This is a genomic window from Rhodococcus sp. GA1 (assembly GCF_024321955.1).
Lineage (GTDB): Bacteria > Actinomycetota > Actinomycetes > Mycobacteriales > Mycobacteriaceae > Rhodococcus > Rhodococcus pyridinivorans.
This window is the reverse complement of the sequence record NZ_CP097186.1, coordinates 3,693,025-3,708,863: the sequence shown is the minus strand read 5'-3', so window position 1 is coordinate 3,708,863 and position 15,839 is coordinate 3,693,025. Positions and strand designations below refer to the sequence as shown.

The 15,839-nt window shown below is 70.0% G+C and carries 20 protein-coding genes; 11 read left to right on the top strand and 9 right to left on the bottom strand.

The features are described 5' to 3' along the window. Positions 1-38: 38 nt before the first annotated feature. From M3330_RS17580 to menD, 4 genes are all read right to left on the bottom strand, one after another. The gene (locus tag M3330_RS17580) at positions 39-740 is read right to left on the bottom strand and encodes a demethylmenaquinone methyltransferase (protein WP_071935515.1); all 702 of its coding nucleotides are present in this window, start codon (positions 738-740) and stop codon (positions 39-41) included. A 39-nt stretch (positions 741-779) separates the two neighbouring features. Further along, a complete protein-coding gene (locus M3330_RS17575) occupies positions 780-1,922 on the bottom strand; it encodes a glycosyltransferase family 1 protein (protein ID WP_024101692.1) in 1,143 nt (380 codons plus the stop codon). Positions 1,923-2,004: 82 nt separating this feature from the next. After that, complete coding sequence (locus tag M3330_RS17570) at positions 2,005-2,457, bottom strand: DUF3592 domain-containing protein (RefSeq protein ID WP_024101693.1); 453 nt, start codon at positions 2,455-2,457, stop codon at positions 2,005-2,007. Then, positions 2,454-4,073 carry a 2-succinyl-5-enolpyruvyl-6-hydroxy-3-cyclohexene-1-carboxylic-acid synthase gene (menD, locus tag M3330_RS17565; RefSeq protein ID WP_064062026.1) on the bottom strand — a complete coding sequence of 540 codons (1,620 nt, stop codon included), beginning with the start codon at positions 4,071-4,073 and terminating at the stop codon, positions 2,454-2,456. The genes M3330_RS17570 and menD overlap by 4 nt, the downstream gene beginning before the upstream one ends. Before the next feature lie 52 nt (positions 4,074-4,125). On the opposite strand from menD, the gene M3330_RS17560 reads away from it, so the two are divergent. Further along, a complete protein-coding gene (locus M3330_RS17560) occupies positions 4,126-4,731 on the top strand; it encodes a flavin reductase family protein (protein WP_255025705.1) in 606 nt (201 codons plus the stop codon). An 83-nt stretch (positions 4,732-4,814) separates the two neighbouring features. Then, on the top strand, positions 4,815-5,675 hold the full coding sequence (locus M3330_RS17555; RefSeq protein ID WP_255025702.1) for a siderophore-interacting protein: 861 nt from the start codon (positions 4,815-4,817) through the stop codon (positions 5,673-5,675). 83 nt (positions 5,676-5,758) lie between these two features. Here M3330_RS17555 and M3330_RS17550 read toward each other — a convergent pair whose 3' ends face one another. The 3 genes from M3330_RS17550 to M3330_RS17540 all read right to left on the bottom strand — a co-directional run bounded on the left by M3330_RS17550 (position 5,759) and on the right by M3330_RS17540 (position 7,940). Continuing rightward, entirely contained in the window at positions 5,759-6,199 is a 441-nt protein-coding gene (locus M3330_RS17550) for a hypothetical protein (protein ID WP_006552306.1), read from the bottom strand. Between the two features lie 98 nt (positions 6,200-6,297). Then, positions 6,298-7,227: an o-succinylbenzoate synthase gene (locus M3330_RS17545; RefSeq protein ID WP_255028925.1), complete on the bottom strand. Its 930-nt coding sequence runs from the start codon at positions 7,225-7,227 to the stop codon at positions 6,298-6,300. An 80-nt stretch (positions 7,228-7,307) separates the two neighbouring features. Next, on the bottom strand, positions 7,308-7,940 hold the full coding sequence (locus tag M3330_RS17540; RefSeq protein WP_006552307.1) for a PaaI family thioesterase: 633 nt from the start codon (positions 7,938-7,940) through the stop codon (positions 7,308-7,310). Between the two features lie 64 nt (positions 7,941-8,004). Here M3330_RS17540 and M3330_RS17535 point away from each other — a divergent pair, with 64 nt between their 5' ends. Beyond that, positions 8,005-8,898, top strand: coding sequence for a 1,4-dihydroxy-2-naphthoyl-CoA synthase (locus M3330_RS17535; protein ID WP_255025698.1), 894 nt, complete (start codon positions 8,005-8,007; stop codon positions 8,896-8,898). 87 nt (positions 8,899-8,985) lie between these two features. On the opposite strand, the gene M3330_RS17530 is transcribed toward M3330_RS17535, so the two are convergent. After that, positions 8,986-9,282 (bottom strand): DUF4193 domain-containing protein, encoded by a 297-nt coding sequence (locus tag M3330_RS17530; RefSeq protein WP_024101699.1) that lies wholly within the window; start codon positions 9,280-9,282, stop codon positions 8,986-8,988. A gap of 184 nt (positions 9,283-9,466) precedes the next feature. On the opposite strand from M3330_RS17530, the gene M3330_RS17525 reads away from it, so the two are divergent. From M3330_RS17525 to M3330_RS17495, 7 genes are all read left to right on the top strand, one after another. After that, positions 9,467-9,913, top strand: coding sequence for a hypothetical protein (locus tag M3330_RS17525; RefSeq protein WP_071936453.1), 447 nt, complete (start codon positions 9,467-9,469; stop codon positions 9,911-9,913). Between the two features lie 2 nt (positions 9,914-9,915). Continuing rightward, a complete protein-coding gene (locus tag M3330_RS17520; RefSeq protein ID WP_024101701.1) occupies positions 9,916-10,299 on the top strand; it encodes a VOC family protein in 384 nt (127 codons plus the stop codon). 193 nt (positions 10,300-10,492) lie between these two features. Beyond that, positions 10,493-11,674: an inorganic phosphate transporter gene (locus M3330_RS17515; RefSeq protein ID WP_071935519.1), complete on the top strand. Its 1,182-nt coding sequence runs from the start codon at positions 10,493-10,495 to the stop codon at positions 11,672-11,674. Next, a complete protein-coding gene (locus M3330_RS17510) occupies positions 11,671-11,931 on the top strand; it encodes a hypothetical protein (protein ID WP_024101703.1) in 261 nt (86 codons plus the stop codon). The genes M3330_RS17515 and M3330_RS17510 overlap by 4 nt, the downstream gene beginning before the upstream one ends. A gap of 12 nt (positions 11,932-11,943) precedes the next feature. Continuing rightward, positions 11,944-12,243 (top strand): DUF3349 domain-containing protein, encoded by a 300-nt coding sequence (locus M3330_RS17505; protein ID WP_024101704.1) that lies wholly within the window; start codon positions 11,944-11,946, stop codon positions 12,241-12,243. After that, positions 12,240-13,385, top strand: coding sequence for an o-succinylbenzoate--CoA ligase (menE, locus tag M3330_RS17500; RefSeq protein WP_255025693.1), 1,146 nt, complete (start codon positions 12,240-12,242; stop codon positions 13,383-13,385). The genes M3330_RS17505 and menE overlap by 4 nt, the downstream gene beginning before the upstream one ends. 48 nt (positions 13,386-13,433) lie before the next feature. Next, positions 13,434-14,303, top strand: coding sequence for a 1,4-dihydroxy-2-naphthoate polyprenyltransferase (locus tag M3330_RS17495; protein ID WP_193902475.1), 870 nt, complete (start codon positions 13,434-13,436; stop codon positions 14,301-14,303). 42 nt (positions 14,304-14,345) lie between these two features. Here M3330_RS17495 and M3330_RS17490 read toward each other — a convergent pair whose 3' ends face one another. Continuing rightward, the gene (locus tag M3330_RS17490; RefSeq protein ID WP_033096110.1) at positions 14,346-14,735 is read right to left on the bottom strand and encodes a phage holin family protein; all 390 of its coding nucleotides are present in this window, start codon (positions 14,733-14,735) and stop codon (positions 14,346-14,348) included. 111 nt (positions 14,736-14,846) lie between these two features. Here M3330_RS17490 and M3330_RS17485 point away from each other — a divergent pair, with 111 nt between their 5' ends. Then, a complete protein-coding gene (locus tag M3330_RS17485) occupies positions 14,847-15,833 on the top strand; it encodes a hypothetical protein (RefSeq protein ID WP_255025688.1) in 987 nt (328 codons plus the stop codon). Positions 15,834-15,839 lie beyond the last annotated feature (6 nt).

Here is a 15,839-nt window from a genome sequence, read left to right as displayed (position 1 = left end):
CCGGCTACTTGCGTACCGCGCGGTGCCGATGCGCCCGGCTACTTGCGTACCGCGCGGTGCAGGGCGGTGATGCCCCCCGTGAGATTGCGCCACTTCACGTCGCTCCAGCCCGCGGCCTCGATGCGCCGGGCGAGCTGCTCTTGATCGGGCCAGGCCCGGATCGATTCGGCGAGGTAGACGTAGGCGTCGGGATTGCTGCTGACCGCCCGCGCGACCCGCGGCAGCGTCCGCATCAGGTACTCCATGTAGACGGTGCGTAGCGGTTCCCGCACGGGTGTGGAGAACTCGCACACCACGAGGCGTCCACCCGGCTTGACCACCCGGGCGATCTCGCGCAGTCCCTCGTCCGGGTCGGCGACGTTGCGCAGGCCGAAGGAGATGGTCGCGGCGTCGAAGACCGCGTCGGCGAACGGCAGTTTCATCGCGTCGCCCGCGACCATCGGGACGTTGCGGAACTCACCGGCGTGCAGCATGCCCTTGGAGAAGTCGGTGGCGACGACCCACGCGCCGGACCGTCCGAGTTCGACGGTGGAGACCCCGGTGCCGGCGGCCAGGTCGAGCACCCGCTCGCCGGGCTTCAGGTCGAGAGCCGCACGGGTCGCGCGACGCCACCCGCGGTCCTGCCCGAACGACAGGACGGTGTTGGTCAGGTCGTAGCGTGCAGCGACCCCGTCGAACATGGACGCGACCTCACGCGGGTCCTTGTCGAGCGACGCGCGTGATCCGTGAGTTGTTGCCACGGCCGAAACGTTACCCGCTCCCCTAGTGGACGCCGGCGCTCATGCGGCGCGGCGGAGCGCGTGCGCAGGAAGGCCCTGCACCCGCCGGTAATGGGCGAACAACTCGTCGCACAGCACGGGCCAGGTGCGGCCGAGCACTCCACTGCGTGCCGCACCACCGAACTCGTCCCGGACCCCAGGAGCGAGCAGCGCATCGACGGCTCGGGGCAGCAATTCGACGAAGCGGTCCACCGGCAAGCGGTAACCGTTGCGGCAGTGGGCGACGAGGTCGCGTGGTCCGCCCGCGTCCGGCACGATCGCCGGGACCCCGCTCGCCAGGGCTTCCTGCACGGCCTGGCAGAAGGTCTCGTGTTCGCCGGGATGGACGAAGACGTCGAGGCTCGCGTGGGCGCGGGCCAGTTCCTCGCCCCCCAGCTGCCCGGTGAACACGGCCGACGGCAGCTGACGTTCGAGCCGCGACCGTTCGGGACCGTCGCCGACGACGACGAGCTGCAGCCGCGGGTCGTGGGCGAGGATCGCGAGCCGCTCGACGTGCTTCTCGGGCGCGAGGCGTCCCACGAAACCGACGATCGGACGGCCGTCCGGCGACCAGCAGGCGCGCAGGTCCTCGTCCCGCCGGGACGGCGCGAAGCGGTCGGTGTCGACGCCCCGCGACCAGCGCCGCACGCGCGGGATGCCGTGGGCCACGAGGTCGTCCACGGCGGAGGTCGAGGGAGCGAGGGTGAGATCGCAGCCGCGGTGCAGGCGCCGAGTCCACCGCCAGGACGCACGCGCGGCGAGGCCGAGCCCGTAGCTGGAGGCGAATCCGGCCACGTCCGTCTGATAGATCGCGACCGTCGGAATGTCGAGGCGTCCCGCGGCGGCGAGACCGCCGGCACCGAGCACGAACGGGGACGCGAGGTGCACCACGTCCGGCGCGAAAGTGCGCAGCACCGGAAGGAGTTCCGGGCCGGGCACGCCCACCGGGAGGGAGCTGATCCTCGGTACGCGCACCGCCGGTACGCGGTGGACGGGTGTCCCGTGATGGTCGGAAGGAGCGGGTGGCCTGCCTGCGACCGTGTCGGGTGCGACGACCAACGCGTCGTGTCCGGTGCGGTCGAGGTGCTCGAGGACGCGGAGCACCGAGTTGGTGACGCCGTTGACGTTCGGGAGGAAGGATTCCGCGACGATGGCTACTCGCACGCCGACAGCGTGGCGAGCCTGCGAGTCGAGCAGGTGCGAGCTCGGTGACCGATGGACGAAGTCGCGACGAACGTTTCGTTCGTCACACCTGCAGCTGTCGATCCTTCACGTCGGGAGCGACAGCGGGTGCGGCGGTCGCCCTCCGCCGCAGCCAGATCAGCACCGGCGTGGCGATCAACCATGTGACGACGATCACCGATCCGGTCGGGATCAGGGCGACGCGGGCGTCGCGACCGGTCACACGAACGAGATCGGGATCACTCCGGGCGTACTCGACGGCGATCCGCTGCCCGGTGGTCAGCCCCGTCGGGTACAGAACGCCGAGCTCCGGATTGTGCGTCACACCGTCAGGAGTGACGAAACTCACGGCGGACCGCACGGAGCCGGCCGAGAGCACCTCCGCGACGGCCGTGCCCGTGTCGGAGCGGATGGTGAGGTCGTTGCGGAGGGCGCCGAGGAACAGGATCACCGCGAGGGCGGAAATCGCCGCCGCGACCATGAGAACCGCGCGCCGCGCGCGCTCGGGTCCGCTCACAGCTGCGCCCGCACCGCCGCGTGCAATTCGCGCAGCCCGGCCCGATCGGTGGTGACCTCGACCACACGGATGCCCGCGGGCGGCGCCGTGTCGTTCGAGAGGGCGAGCGCGAGTCCCTGCAGATCCACCAGCTCGTGCGGGACGCGGTAGGCCGCACACAGTGCCGCGAGGTCCATACCGTGCGGGGTGCCGAAGACACGCTCGAAAACACCCGCGTACTGCGGGTCGCCCTGTTCGAGCAGTTCGAAGATTCCGCCGCCGTCGTCGTTCGCGACGACGATGGTGAGGTTCTGCGGCCGCGGCTCCGACGGCCCGATGAGCAGGCCCGACGCGTCGTGCAGGAAGGTCAGGTCGCCGAGCAGCGCGACGGTCCGTCCCTGTTCGTAGGCGAGTGCGGCACCGACGGCGGTGGAGACCGTACCGTCGATCCCGGCGACACCCCGGTTGGACAGCACCTTCACGTCGGGTTTCGGGTAGCTCACGAGCGCCGCGTCGCGCACCGGGTTCGACGCCCCGAGCAGCAGCTGGTCGCAGGGCTTCAGCGAGTCCGTCACGACCGCCGCGACGTGCAGTCCGGTGGCCTTCGGATGCCCGTCGAGCTGGGCGCGCACGGCCTTGTCGGTGTGCGCCGACAGCTGGCGGCATCGTTCGAGCCACGCCTCGTCGGGTGTTCCCGACACCACGGCGCGGGTGCCTGTCGCGATGACGTTGCCCGACACGTCGGGCCAGCGCGGGCCGGTGGTCAGCGCGTACACGGTGACGGCGGGGTCGGCGAGCAGGTTCGACACCGGCCGGTGCAGCGTGGGCCGTCCGGTGATGATCGCCTGGCGCGGCTTCAGGTGCGGCAGCGCCATCGGATGCACCGGGATGCCGTGCAACGGAGCGGTGGGTTCGGCGACGGTCGGCAGCCCGGACAATTCGGGGCGGTGGGCGGAACCGTGACCGGAGACGACGATCGTGTCGGGGGTCAGGTCGATCTCGAGCGGGACGTCGAGGGTGGCGTTCACCGTGGTGGTCCAGGCATTGCCGTCGGGGCGGCCCTCGGGCACCGGGCCCTTCGCGTCGAGCTCGGGCACGAGCGGTTCGCGCAGCGGGATGTCGAAGTGGACCGGGCCGGCGTTGCCCGATCGGGTTCCGCGGGCGGCAGCGAGAACCCGGGAGACAGCCGAACGCCACTGGCTGTTCTGCTCGATGCCTTCGGCGAGGCCGAGACTGATGGTGGCGCGCACCTGGCTGCCGAACAACCCGAGCTGTTCGACGGTCTGGTTCGCACCGGATCCGAGCAGCTCGTAGGGGCGATTGGCGCTGAGCACGACCAGCGGGACGCGGGCGTAGTTCGCCTCGAGCACGGCGGGCGCGAGGTTGGCCACGGCGGTACCGGAGGTCATGACGACCGGGACGGGACGCCCCGATGCGAGGGCCAGGCCGATCGCGAGGAATCCGGCGGTGCGCTCGTCGATACGCATGTGCAGGCGCAGACGTCCTGCGCTGTCGGCGGCCTGGAGCGCGAAGGCGAGCGGCGCGTTGCGCGAGCCCGGGCACAGCACGACGTCCCGAACACCGCCCCGGGCGAGTTCGTCGACGACAGCAGTGGCCTGGGCAGTGGACGGATTCACGGAGTCCAGGGTAATTGCGCCGGAAGTGTGGCCGGGTACAGGTGCGGTCAGAATGGAGGCCGTGCGCACAGTCTTCGATCCCGCCGAGTCGAGTCCCGGCCGCTTCTACTGCCTTCTCACCGCGACAATCGTGCCGAGACCGATCGCGTGGGTGTCCACCGAGGCCGAGGACGGTGTGTTCAATCTCGCTCCGTACAGCTTCTTCACGGTGGCGAGTACGGCCCCGCCGGTCGTGCAGTTCACCTCCGTGGGCCGGAAGGACAGTCTGCGGAACATCGAGCAGACGGGCGAGTTCGTGATCAACATCGCGACCGTGCCGTTGATGGAGAAGGTCAACGCCTCGTCGGCGGCGTTCCCGCACCACATCGACGAGTTCACCGAGGTGGGGTTGCACGCCGAGCCGAGCGAGCGGGTGCGGCCCCCGCGGGTCGCGGAGGCACCCGCCTCGATCGAGTGCCGGTTGCACCGTGTGATCGAGATCGGCGACTCGTTCGTCGTGATGGGCGACGTCCTCGCCGTGACGGTCGATTCGGAGGTGCTGGCGGAGGACGGTGCCCCCGACTTCGCCGCGCTCGGCGCGGTGAGCCGGTTGGGGCGGACCGAATGGGGACTGACGCCCGCGGTGCGGAGACTGCAGCGGCCCGGCACTCCCGGGTGACGACACAGGTTAGGCTCCGCTGAACGATCGTCGGGATGCTGCACGTCGTCAGTGGTGGCATCCGAGCAACCTCGGAGGGCCGTATGGCGAAGAGCACCGGAACCGCACGGCGCAATCCCTATCTCAAGCCCGAGTCGCGGCGGATGGTGCGCGCGCAGGTACTCGCCGCCCAACGCATCAGCCCGACCTTCGTGCGCATCACCGTGGGCGGCGACGACGTCGACTCGATCGCACCGATGGGCTTCGACCACTGGTTCCGCATGTTCTTTCCCACCCCGGATCAGCAGGAGCTGACCCTTCCCGGCGCGACCGACGACCGTTGGTGGCCCGAATACCAGGAACTGCCCGAGGAGCGGCGTCCGGTGTTGCGGAACTACACGTTCCGCCATGTGCGACCTGCGGGCACCGGGCTGTTCGGTCCTACCTCAGAGATCGAGATCGATTTCGCGTCACACGGCGATCTGGGTCCGGCTTCGGCGTGGGCGGAGCGGGCACAGCCCGGCGACGAGATCGGCATCCTCGACGAGGGCATCAGCAACCTGCCCCTCGACGAAGCACGGTCGTGGCTGCTCGTCGGCGACGAGAGCGCGGTGCCCGCCGTGGTCGGCATCCTCGACTCGATTCTTGCCCTCGACCCGTTCGCGGCCGTGGAGGTCTTCGTCGAGGTTCCGCACCCGGGCGATCTCAGCGCCCAGAATCTGCCGACGGGCGAGAACGTGCGGGTGCATCCGGTGATCAGGACGGATGGCGAGGCGGTTCCGGGCAGTCTCGTCGTCGACGCGGTGCGGGAGTCGACGCCCTCGTCGGATTCGGCCCACGCGTTCGTCGCGGGCGAGTCGTCGCTCGCGACCGGCGTGCGCCGCCATCTCGTGCGCGAGTGCGGCTGGGATCGTGCGGCGGTGACCTTCATCGGCTACTGGAAGTACGGGGAGCCCGTCTACTGACGGCCCCCTCGAACGACGAACGTCGCGGTACCGACCGGCGAACCGGTTCGGGACCGCGACGTCCGGATGTCGCTGGTGTCGGCTCAGCCGGCGTGCTTCTGGATGAGATCACCCAGGCGCGGCAGGGCCTCGACGACGTGCTTCTTGGCCGAGGGGCGCAGCGAGTCGTAGACCTTCTTGACGCCGGACTTCGACGTGCCGGCGATGCGCTCGTCGGTCACGCCGAGGAGAGCGTCGGCGACGACCTCGCCGCGGGCGACCAGGAAGTCCGCGAACGAACCGTTGCCTGCGTACTCCACCCAGAACGGCTGGAGCTTCTCGACGAATTCGGGCAGCAGACCTTCGACGGCACCCGGCACGATGCCCGGGCCGACCTTCTTCACTGCTGCGTAGCCACCCTTGAGGGCGAGACCGGACGCACCCTTCTTGTCCGACACCTCAGCATCGATCAGGGCTTCGACGTCTGCCTTGACCGCCGGGAACTTGTCGGCGCCGAGGAGGGCATCGCCCAGAGCTGCAACCACTTTCACTGCCTCCGTAGATGTGACACTTGTGACCGTTGGGACGCGGGGAACGATATACGACGATTCCGTGCCGTCACAGTCCGCGTCCGGCGAGGTCGTCACAGTCCGCGTCCGGCGAGCACCGTACGGCACCGACGCACCCGCTCGCACCACCACTCGACTCGATCGGGATCGGCCCGCAGCGCGTCGAGCCGCTCGGGTTCGGGCTCGACCGCGACGACATCGAGCGCTCCGTCGGACATGAGCAGAGCCGGCGCGACGTCGGCTTCGAAGAAGCCACCCGTGCCCAGCCCGCAGGCGTACGGGAGGTCGGGCAGGGCGGCTGCCGCCGCGAGACCGGTGGCGATCCCCACCGCGGAGTCGAGGGCGCTCGAGACGACCACCTCGACGCCGTGCCCGGCGAGTTCGTCGGCGAGCGCGACGAGGCGTCGGACCCCACCGAGCGGCGAGACCTTCACGACGGCGACGTCCGCGCCCCCGGCCCGCACGACCCGCAGGGGATCCTCGGCGCGGCGGATGCTCTCGTCCGCAGCGATGCGCACCCCGGGCAGTCGCCGGCGCACCTCGACGAGTTCGGGGACGGTCGCGCACGGCTGCTCGGCGTATTCGAGCGGACCGTCGGCGGTGAACGCCGTGAGGGCGCGGACGGCCTCGTCCACGCTCCAGCCGCCGTTCGCGTCGATCCGGACGTGGGGCACGTGTTCGCGCACGGCCCGGACGCGAGCGACATCCTGCGCGAGATCCTGGCCCGTTTCGGCGACCTTCACCTTCGCGGTGCGCGCGCCGGGGAACCGGGTGAGCACCTCGGGGACGCGCTCCGGGCCGATGGCGGGCACGGTCGCGTTGACCGCGATCCGGGAGCGGCGCGGAGCCGGATGGCCCTGCCAGGCGGCTTCGATCGCCGACTGCAACCAGTGCGCCGCCTCGTCGTCGCCGTATTCGGGGAACGGTCCGAACTCGCCCCACCCGGCGGGTCCGCGCAGCAGCAGCACCTCGCGTTCGGTGATGCCGCGGAACCGGACGCGCATGGGCAGCGAGACGACGACTGCCCCGTCGAGCAACTCGTCCGCGGACGGGAGGGGCAGCGCGGACGGGAGGGGCAGGGAGGTCACGGCTGGCCCGGCAGCAACTGGACCATCAGCGCCTCGCAGTCGGCGAGGAGGTTGCCGTCGACATCGCGCAGTTCGGCCTTGCAGAAGGCCTTGCGACCGTCCACGCGGTCCACCCAGCCGTCGACGACGAGTTCGGTCTCGATCGGAGTGATCCTGCGGTAGTCGACGTGGAGATAGGCGGTGCGGGCGATCGGGCGGCCGTTGGCGTGGATGACCATGCCGAACAGGTCGTCGAACAGCAGTGGCAGCGTGCCGCCGTGCGCGGCCCCGTTGCCTCCGAGGTGGTAGCGGCGGAAGACGCCGCGCTCACGGACACCGTCCGGTCCGTACTTCTCGATCGTCCACGGCAGCAGCAGCGCGCTGCCGCGTCCGGGCAGGTCGACGTTGAATCCGGCGGGCGAGCGGCCCTCGGGCACGGCGTGCTCGGCGAGCAGGCCGACGAGTGCCTCGGTCTGCTCGATCGCGCGGTCGACGACCTCGTCCGGCGGGTTCGTGGAGACCATCAGATCCTGCAGACGCCGGAAGGTCTCGACGAGGCGACCGTAGTTCGGCCCCGCCTTCACCGGTTCGTAGACCGGGAATCCGCCGTGGTGTTCGTAGTCGTCGCGGGGATCGGTCTGCTCGGTCATGGTTGTGCACGTTATCGGGCGGCAGCGCACGTCGCCGAGATGTCCGGCCCTTTATGGTGACGAGGTGACCTTCGATCCAGAATTGTGGCGCCCGGTACCCGGGTTCGAGAACCTCACCGACATCACCTATCACCGACACGTCACGCAGGGCACGGTCCGCGTCGCGTTCGATCGCCCCGAGGTGCGCAACGCCTTCCGTCCGCACACCGTCGACGAGCTCTACCGCGTGCTCGATCATGCGCGGACCACCTCCGACGTGGGCGTCGTGCTGCTCACGGGCAACGGCCCGAGCCCGAAGGACGGCGGGTGGGCGTTCTGCTCCGGCGGCGACCAGCGGATCCGTGGCCGTAGCGGCTACCAGTACGCGAGCGGCGAGACCGCCGACACCGTCGACAAGGCCCGCGCGGGCCGGTTGCACATCCTCGAGGTCCAGCGGCTGATCCGGTTCATGCCGAAGGTCGTCATCGCTCTGGTCAACGGCTGGGCCGCCGGTGGCGGTCACAGCCTGCACGTCACGTGCGACCTGACGCTCGCCTCCCGCGAGCACGCCCGCTTCAAGCAGACCGATGCCGACGTGGGCAGCTTCGACGGGGGCTACGGCAGCGCCTACCTCGCCAAGATGGTCGGCCAGAAGTTCGCGCGGGAGATCTTCTTCCTCGGCGACACCTATACGGCCGAGGAGATGCACCAAATGGGTGCGGTGAACAAGGTCGTCGACCACGACGAGCTCGAGAACGTCGCGCTGGAGTGGGCGCAGAAGATCAACGGCAAGTCGCCGCAGGCGCAGCGCATGCTCAAGTACGCCTTCAACCTGCAGGACGACGGCCTCGTCGGTCAGCAGTTGTTCGCGGGCGAGGCCACGCGTCTGGCCTACATGACCGACGAAGCGATCGAGGGTCGCGACGCTTTTCTCGAGAAGCGCGAGCCCGACTGGTCGCCCTACCCGCACTACTACTGATCCTGACGCGGCGAACCGGGCTTCGCCCCTGCTACAGCAGGTGCAAAGCCCGGTTCGCCGCGCAGGGAGGAGTCGTCCGACGGAAGGTCAGACGCAGTCGCGGCAGTAGGCCTGCTCGCCGTCGCCCGTCGCGCGACGGCTGTGGTGCTGGACGAGGAAGCAGCCCATGCAGGTGAACTCGTCCGACTGCTTCGGCAGGACCTGCACCGAGAGCTCCTCCGCCGACAGTGCCGAGAGGTCGGCGCCGGGCAGGTCGAGGGTCTCGAGGATCTCGCCCTCGTCGGTGTCGGCGGCCGCGGTGGGCTTGATGTCCAGCTCGTCCAGGGCAGTGCCACCGCCGCCCAGGATGTCGGTGGTGCGGGGAGCGTCGTAGTCGGTCGCCATGGCAGTTCTCCTCACTCGTTGTCGGCGGTGCCGCGCAGCCGCGGTAACGGCTGCGTCGGATCCGCTGTGGCAGGCCGGCGCTGTCATGGGCACCGTTGCCGTCAGTAATGTCCCATCGAAAGCTTCGTCAAACACATATGTTCAGTTACGTTCGAACCGTGTGCTCTCGGGCACACTGTGGGACATGACCGATCGCCAGAGTCCGCGAACCGCCCACACCCGCCCGGAAGGCGTCTCCGACGCCACTGTGAAAGCGACCGGCAAACTGTCCGAGGCCCTCGAGACCGTCGAGCAGGCGCGAGGCCATCTCTATGCCTTCCACCAGCTGATGGGCCGCGCCGATCTGCTCACCGGCGACGCCGAGGAGTTGTTCCGCGAGGCCGGGCACGACGAGATCGCCGAGCGGCTCGGCACCGAGATCATCGGACGCAACATCGCCGAGGGTCGCTGGACCTTCCAGCTCGTCGAGGAGTTCGACGACGGCTACTGGTCGGACTTCCGCACTTTCGAGAAGCAGGTGCGCGACGAACTCGTGGAGGGCCGGCGCCATCTGTTCGAGGCCGAGATGAAGGAATCGCGGCGCACGCACGGCCGCCGCCATCACGAGGCCTGCCCGGCCGAGGAACAGTGACCGTGGAGATCCTCAGCAGCCGCACCATCCTCCGTCCGCGCGACCCCGAGGCCGCCCTCGAGTTCTACGGTTCGACGCTGGGACTGGCGATCGCCCGCGAGTATCCCGGCGGAACCGTCTTCTTCGCGGGGCAGTCGCTCATCGAGATCGCCGCGCACGGCCGATCCGACGACAGCGACGAAATGTTCCACGGCGCCCTGTGGCTCCAGGTGCGCGACGTCTACGACGCCGAGGCCGAACTGGCGCTGAAGGGCGTGCGCATCGTCCGGGGTGCGAAGCAGGAGCCGTGGGGACTGCGCGAGCTGTGGATCGCGGATCCCGAGGGGATCCCGATCGTCCTGGTGCAGATCCCCGAGGACCATCCCTTGCGGCGCGACCTCCGTTGACGAACGGAGGTACCCGGGCACGGCCGGAGGCAGTCGCGCGACGCCGGTGATCTTGCACACAAGCTGTGCGGTCTGCTCTGCACTCCGCTCATGGTCGGAGTCCGAAAGAACCGGTCGGGCGTGACGGCGAGGCGCAGAATTCACATCCCCGTCGCTGTACATTCACCTGCCCGCTACCCCACAATCGACAGACGTGACCGCAGAGTTCGTCGTGCTCCTGGTGGTGGTCGTCACTGCCCTCGCTTTCGATTTCACCAACGGCTTCCACGACACCGGCAATGCCATGGCGACATCCATCGCCACCGGCGCCCTCAAACCCAAGACCGCGGTCACTTTGTCCGCAACCCTCAACCTCGTCGGCGCCTTCCTGTCCGTGGAAGTCGCCGCGACCGTCGCGAAGGGTGTCGTCGACCTCGACACCGTCGGCGGTACCGATCTATTGCTCATCGTCTTCGCCGGTCTGGTCGGAGCGATCCTCTGGAACATCTCGACCTGGCTGTTCGGCCTGCCGTCCAGCTCGTCGCACGCTCTGTTCGGCGGTCTCGTCGGCGCTGCACTGGCGTCGATCGGTGTCCAGGGCGTCGTGTGGGACGGAGTCCTGGGCAAGGTCCTGATCCCCGCCGTGCTTGCGCCCGTCATCGCGGCGCTCGTGTCCACGGTGGGCATCTGGTCGATTCACCGCCTGACCCGTTCCGTCTCCACCGAGCACCGCGACCGCGGCTTCCGGCTGGGACAGATCGGCACGGCGTCCCTGATGTCCCTCGCGCACGGCACCAACGACGCGCAGAAGACGATGGGCGTGATCTTCCTGGCCCTCGTCGCCCACGGCACCATCACCGCCGACACCGCGATGCCGTTCTGGGTGAAGGTCGCCTGTGCCGTCGCGATCGCACTCGGCACCTATCTCGGTGGCTGGCGTATCATCCGCACGCTGGGCAAGGGTCTCGTCGAGATCGCCCCGCCGCAGGGCCTGGCCGCCGAGTCGTCGTCGGCCGCCATCATCCTCACCTCGAGTCATTTCGGTCTGCCGCTGTCGACCACGCACGTCGCCACGGGGTCGATCCTCGGAACGGGTCTGGGCACCAAGGGCGCCGAGGTGCGCTGGTCGGTGGCGCGACGGATGGTCGTCGCGTGGGTCATCACCCTGCCGTGCGCCGCGGTCGTCGGAGCGATCTGCTGGGCGCTCGCCCACCTCATCGGCGGCATGCCCGGCGTGCTCGGCGTGTTCGCGATCCTGTGCGCCCTGGCCCTGTTCATGTGGCTGCGCTCGCGCCGGCAGCCCGTCGACGCCTCCAATGTCACCGCCGACTGGGACGACAAGCCGGCCCCGGCGCCGGGTGCCTCCGCAACGGTCAGCGGGGAAGGACGCTCGTGAACCTGTTGACGCACACCCTCGATTCCCTCTGGCAGGTCGTTCTCGTGGGCCTGCTGCTCGGCGCCGGCCTGCCCTCCCTGTTCGCCCTGGGGGTCCGCGCGCTCGACACCGGTCGGGGCAGCGACGGCCTACCGACTCCCGTGGCGCGGACCGCTGCGGTGTTGTGCTTCGCCGTGGTCGCCTGCGCGATCCTGGCGGGAATCCTCCTGCTGGCGTCCGATTTCCTCGCCGGAACGTTCGGCATCGACATCTTCTGATCGGAGTGACGGGTGGCTCTCCCGCCGTTTCTCGCTTCCATCGTCGAGTGGCTCCGCGCCGGCTACCCCGAAGGGGTACCGGAACAGGACTACGTACCCCTGTTCGCACTGCTCGCGCGGCGCCTGTCCGACGAGGAGGTCGCCCAGGTCGCCGACACCTTGGTCGAGGACGGTGACCTCTCGATCAACCGCATCGACATCGCGGTCCTGGTCAGCAGGATCACCAACAACATGCCGTCGCCCGACGATGTGGACCGGGTCCGCCGCCAGCTCGAGGCAGGCGGATGGGACACGACACAATACGATCTGTGACCACGCTCGAGCTCCTGCCCGTCCCTGCCGGGTCCGCCGTCCGCTCCGTGCTGCCCACCCTGCAGCGCATGCTCGACGGTGACGGACCGGCGCTGCTTCCCGTCCCCGCCGGGGACGAGCGGGAGACGCTCCGACTCACCGCCGCACTGAGCCCCGGTGAACCCGTCGCGGACGGCGTGGGACTGGTGGTCGCGACCTCCGGCACGACCGGGACCCCGAAGGGAGCCATGTTGTCCGCGCAGGCGCTGCGCGCGAGCGGCGACGCCACCCACGCCCGGCTGGGCGGGACGGGCTCGTGGCTCCTGGCCCTGCCCGCCCATCACATCGCGGGCATGCAGGTGCTGCTGCGCAGCCTGCTCTCCGGAACCGAACCCGTCGTCGTCGACGTGTCCGCCGGTTTCGATCCTGCGGATCTGCCGGCGGCGGTGGACGCCGTGCCGGGCCCCCGCCGGTACAGCTCGATGGTTCCCACGCAGCTGATCAAGGCCCTCGACCATCCCGACGCCACCGCGGCGCTCGCCCGCCTCGACGCGATCCTGCTCGGTGGGGCCGCGACTCCCGTGCCAATCCTCGAGCGCGCCCGCGCGGCCGGCATCACCGTCGTGCGCACTTACGGCATGAGCGAGACCTGCGGCGGCTGCGTCTACGACGGCGTGCCGCTCGACGGCGTGTACGTGCGCGTCGACGGCGACTCGCGGGTGTGGCTCGGCGGCGCCACGCTCGCCTCGGGCTACCGGAACCTGCCCGACCATCCTGCCTTCGCCGAACCCGGCTGGTTCCGCACCGACGACGCGGGCATGCTCGACGACGGGGTCCTGCGCATCCTGGGACGGCTCGACGAGGCCATCTCGACCGGTGGGCTCACCGTGGTCCCCCAGGTGGTCGAGGCCGTGCTCGTCGAGCACCCGGCCGTCCGGGAGGTCGCGGTGGTGGGTCTGCCCGACGCCCGGCTCGGTCAGCGCGTCGTGGCGGTCGTCGTGCCCGTCCCCGGCGCGACGCCGACGCTCGCCGAACTCCGCGACCACGTCGAGGCCACGCTCGATCCCACTGCTGCGCCGCGTGAGCTGCAGGTCGTCGACACGCTGCCGCTGCGTGGACCGGGCAAGGTCGATCGCCGCGCCCTCGTCTCGCGCTTCTCCTGACGGGGTGCGCACGACGCGGCAGGCAGGCCCGGGTGCGAAGATCGATCCATGGCAACGGCTGGTCAATGGCTCGAAGGCGCTCGTCCGCGCACCCTCCCCAACGCGATCGCACCCGTCCTGGCGGGCACGGGCGCTGCGGCGTGGCTCGGTGAGGCCGTGTGGTGGAAGGCGCTGCTGGCACTGGTCGTCGCGCTCGGACTGATCATCGGCGTGAACTTCGCCAACGACTACTCCGACGGCATCCGCGGCACCGACGACGAGCGGGTCGGCCCGATGCGGCTCGTGGGTTCGGGGGCGGCGAGCCCCGGCGCCGTCAAGCGCGCGGCGTTCGTGTGCTTCGCCATCGCGGCCGTCGCGGGACTCGCTCTCGCCGTCACGACCGCCTGGTGGCTCGTGCTCGTCGGCGCGGTCTGCATCGCCGGGGCCTGGTACTACACCGGCGGAAAGAACCCGTACGGCTACAGCGGCTTCGGTGAGATCGGCGTCTTCGTCTTCTTCGGGCTGGTCGCGGTGCTCGGCACCCAGTTCGTTCAGGCCGGTCGCGTCGACTGGGTGGGTCTGGCCTGCGCGGTCGCCGTCGGCTCGATCTCGACGGCCGTCCTGGTGACGAACAATCTCCGCGACATCGCCACCGACGCGGAGACCGGCAAGCGGACCCTGGCGGTCAAGCTGGGCGACCCGAGGACCCGCACGCTCCACCTGGTGCTGGTCGTCGTGCCGTTTGTGATGTCGCTCGTGCTGGTCGCGGCGACGCCGTGGGCGCTCGCCGGCTTCCTCGCCGCACCGTTCGCGGTCCGCGCGCACAAACCGGTGCGGGCCGGTGCCCTCGGTCTCGCGCTGATCCCGGCGCTCAGCGATTCGGGTGTCGCGATGCTCGTGTGGGCGGTAGCCACCGCGCCCGCGCTGGCCTTCGGCTGACCATGACGCGGGCGCGGCGGACCGGGTCGCGGGCGGACGGGATCAGTCGCGGTCCGGGACGACCAGGCCGAGGACGAAGTTGACGATCGCGATGATCACGCCGCCCCACAGCGCCGCCCAGAAACCGTCGATCGTGAGGCCGTATTCGGTGAATCCGCTCAGCCACGCGGTGAGCATGAGCATCAGCGCGTTGACGACGAGCAGGAAGAGCCCGAGGGTGAGGATCACCAGCGGCAGCGACAGCAGCTTCACCAGCGGCTTCACGAGTGCGTTGACGACGGTGAAAATGGCGGCCAGCACGACGAGCGAGATGACCTTGCGGGTCGTGTCGGAGGTGCCTGCGGGATCGGTGAAGTCGATCCCGTCGACCAGCTCGACCGCGAGCCACAGACCGACCGCGTTGATGATCAACCGCAGTATCAGAGAAATCATGGTGCCACTGTGGCACACCGAACTCGGTCTCGTAACGGGCAAATCGGGCCCATCCGGGATCGCCCCTCCCCCTCAGGGGCCTCTCAGCGACGGACGGTAGCGTCGGCCGGCGTGCGTTCACGTCTTCTCCCCCTGCTTCTCGCTGTAGCCGGTCTGCTCCTCGTGGGCACGGGTTCGGTCTTCGCCTGGCTCGACCGCCCCCAGACGACGGTCGCGACCGTCTCGGAAGAGCCGAGTCCCTCTGCGGACGGCGTCGACGAGGCGCGGAGCAATCTGCAGCGGGCCGGACTGCCGCTGTCGGTGCTCGACGGCGGAGTCGGTCAGCTGACGGAGGGCAGCACCCAGCTCGACGACGGTGCCCACCAGCTCTCCGACGGTCTCCGGCAGGCCCGTGACGGCGGGGAGCAGCTCGCCGACGGTCTCGGACAACTCGACGGCGGTGTCGACATGCTCGGCGACGGTGCCCGCCAGGTGAGCGGTGGCGTCGACGAGGTGGTCGACCGGCTCTCCGGTTTCGGGGAGATGCAGGGCGACGTCACCGCGCAACTCGCAGCTGTCGCCGACACGCTCGGGGCGTCTGCAGATCCGGTCTCGCAGGGCGCGGCCGGCCGACTGCGCGGGCTCGTCGAGACCCTCGACACGCAGGGCCTCGGACCGGACACCCTCGCCCAGCTCGGGCAGTTGCGCGACGGCGCACGGCAGCTCGCCTACGAACTCACCGATCCGAACGCGCAGTTCGTTGCGGGCATGGCGCAGGCCGCCGACGGCTCGCGACAGCTCCGCGACGGCCTCGTTCTCCTCGACGACGGTGGCCGAGCCCTGACGGACGGCACCGGACAGCTGGTCGACGGTGTGGGGCCGGTGGCCGACGTCGTCGGTGGCATCGCCGACAACGTCCGGTCGGCCACCGAAGCGCTGCCGCGCACCGCGCCGGCCGCTACGGACACGCAGGCTGCGGAGGTCACGGCGACATCGGGTAGTCAGTGGTGGCCGTTCGCGACGATCGCGGTCGGCACGCTGCTGCTCGTCGCGGCGACGGTCGTCCCGCTCGTCGCCGGGCGTCCGCTCGCCGCCGCCCCCGCGCAGCCGACCCGGTAACCACCC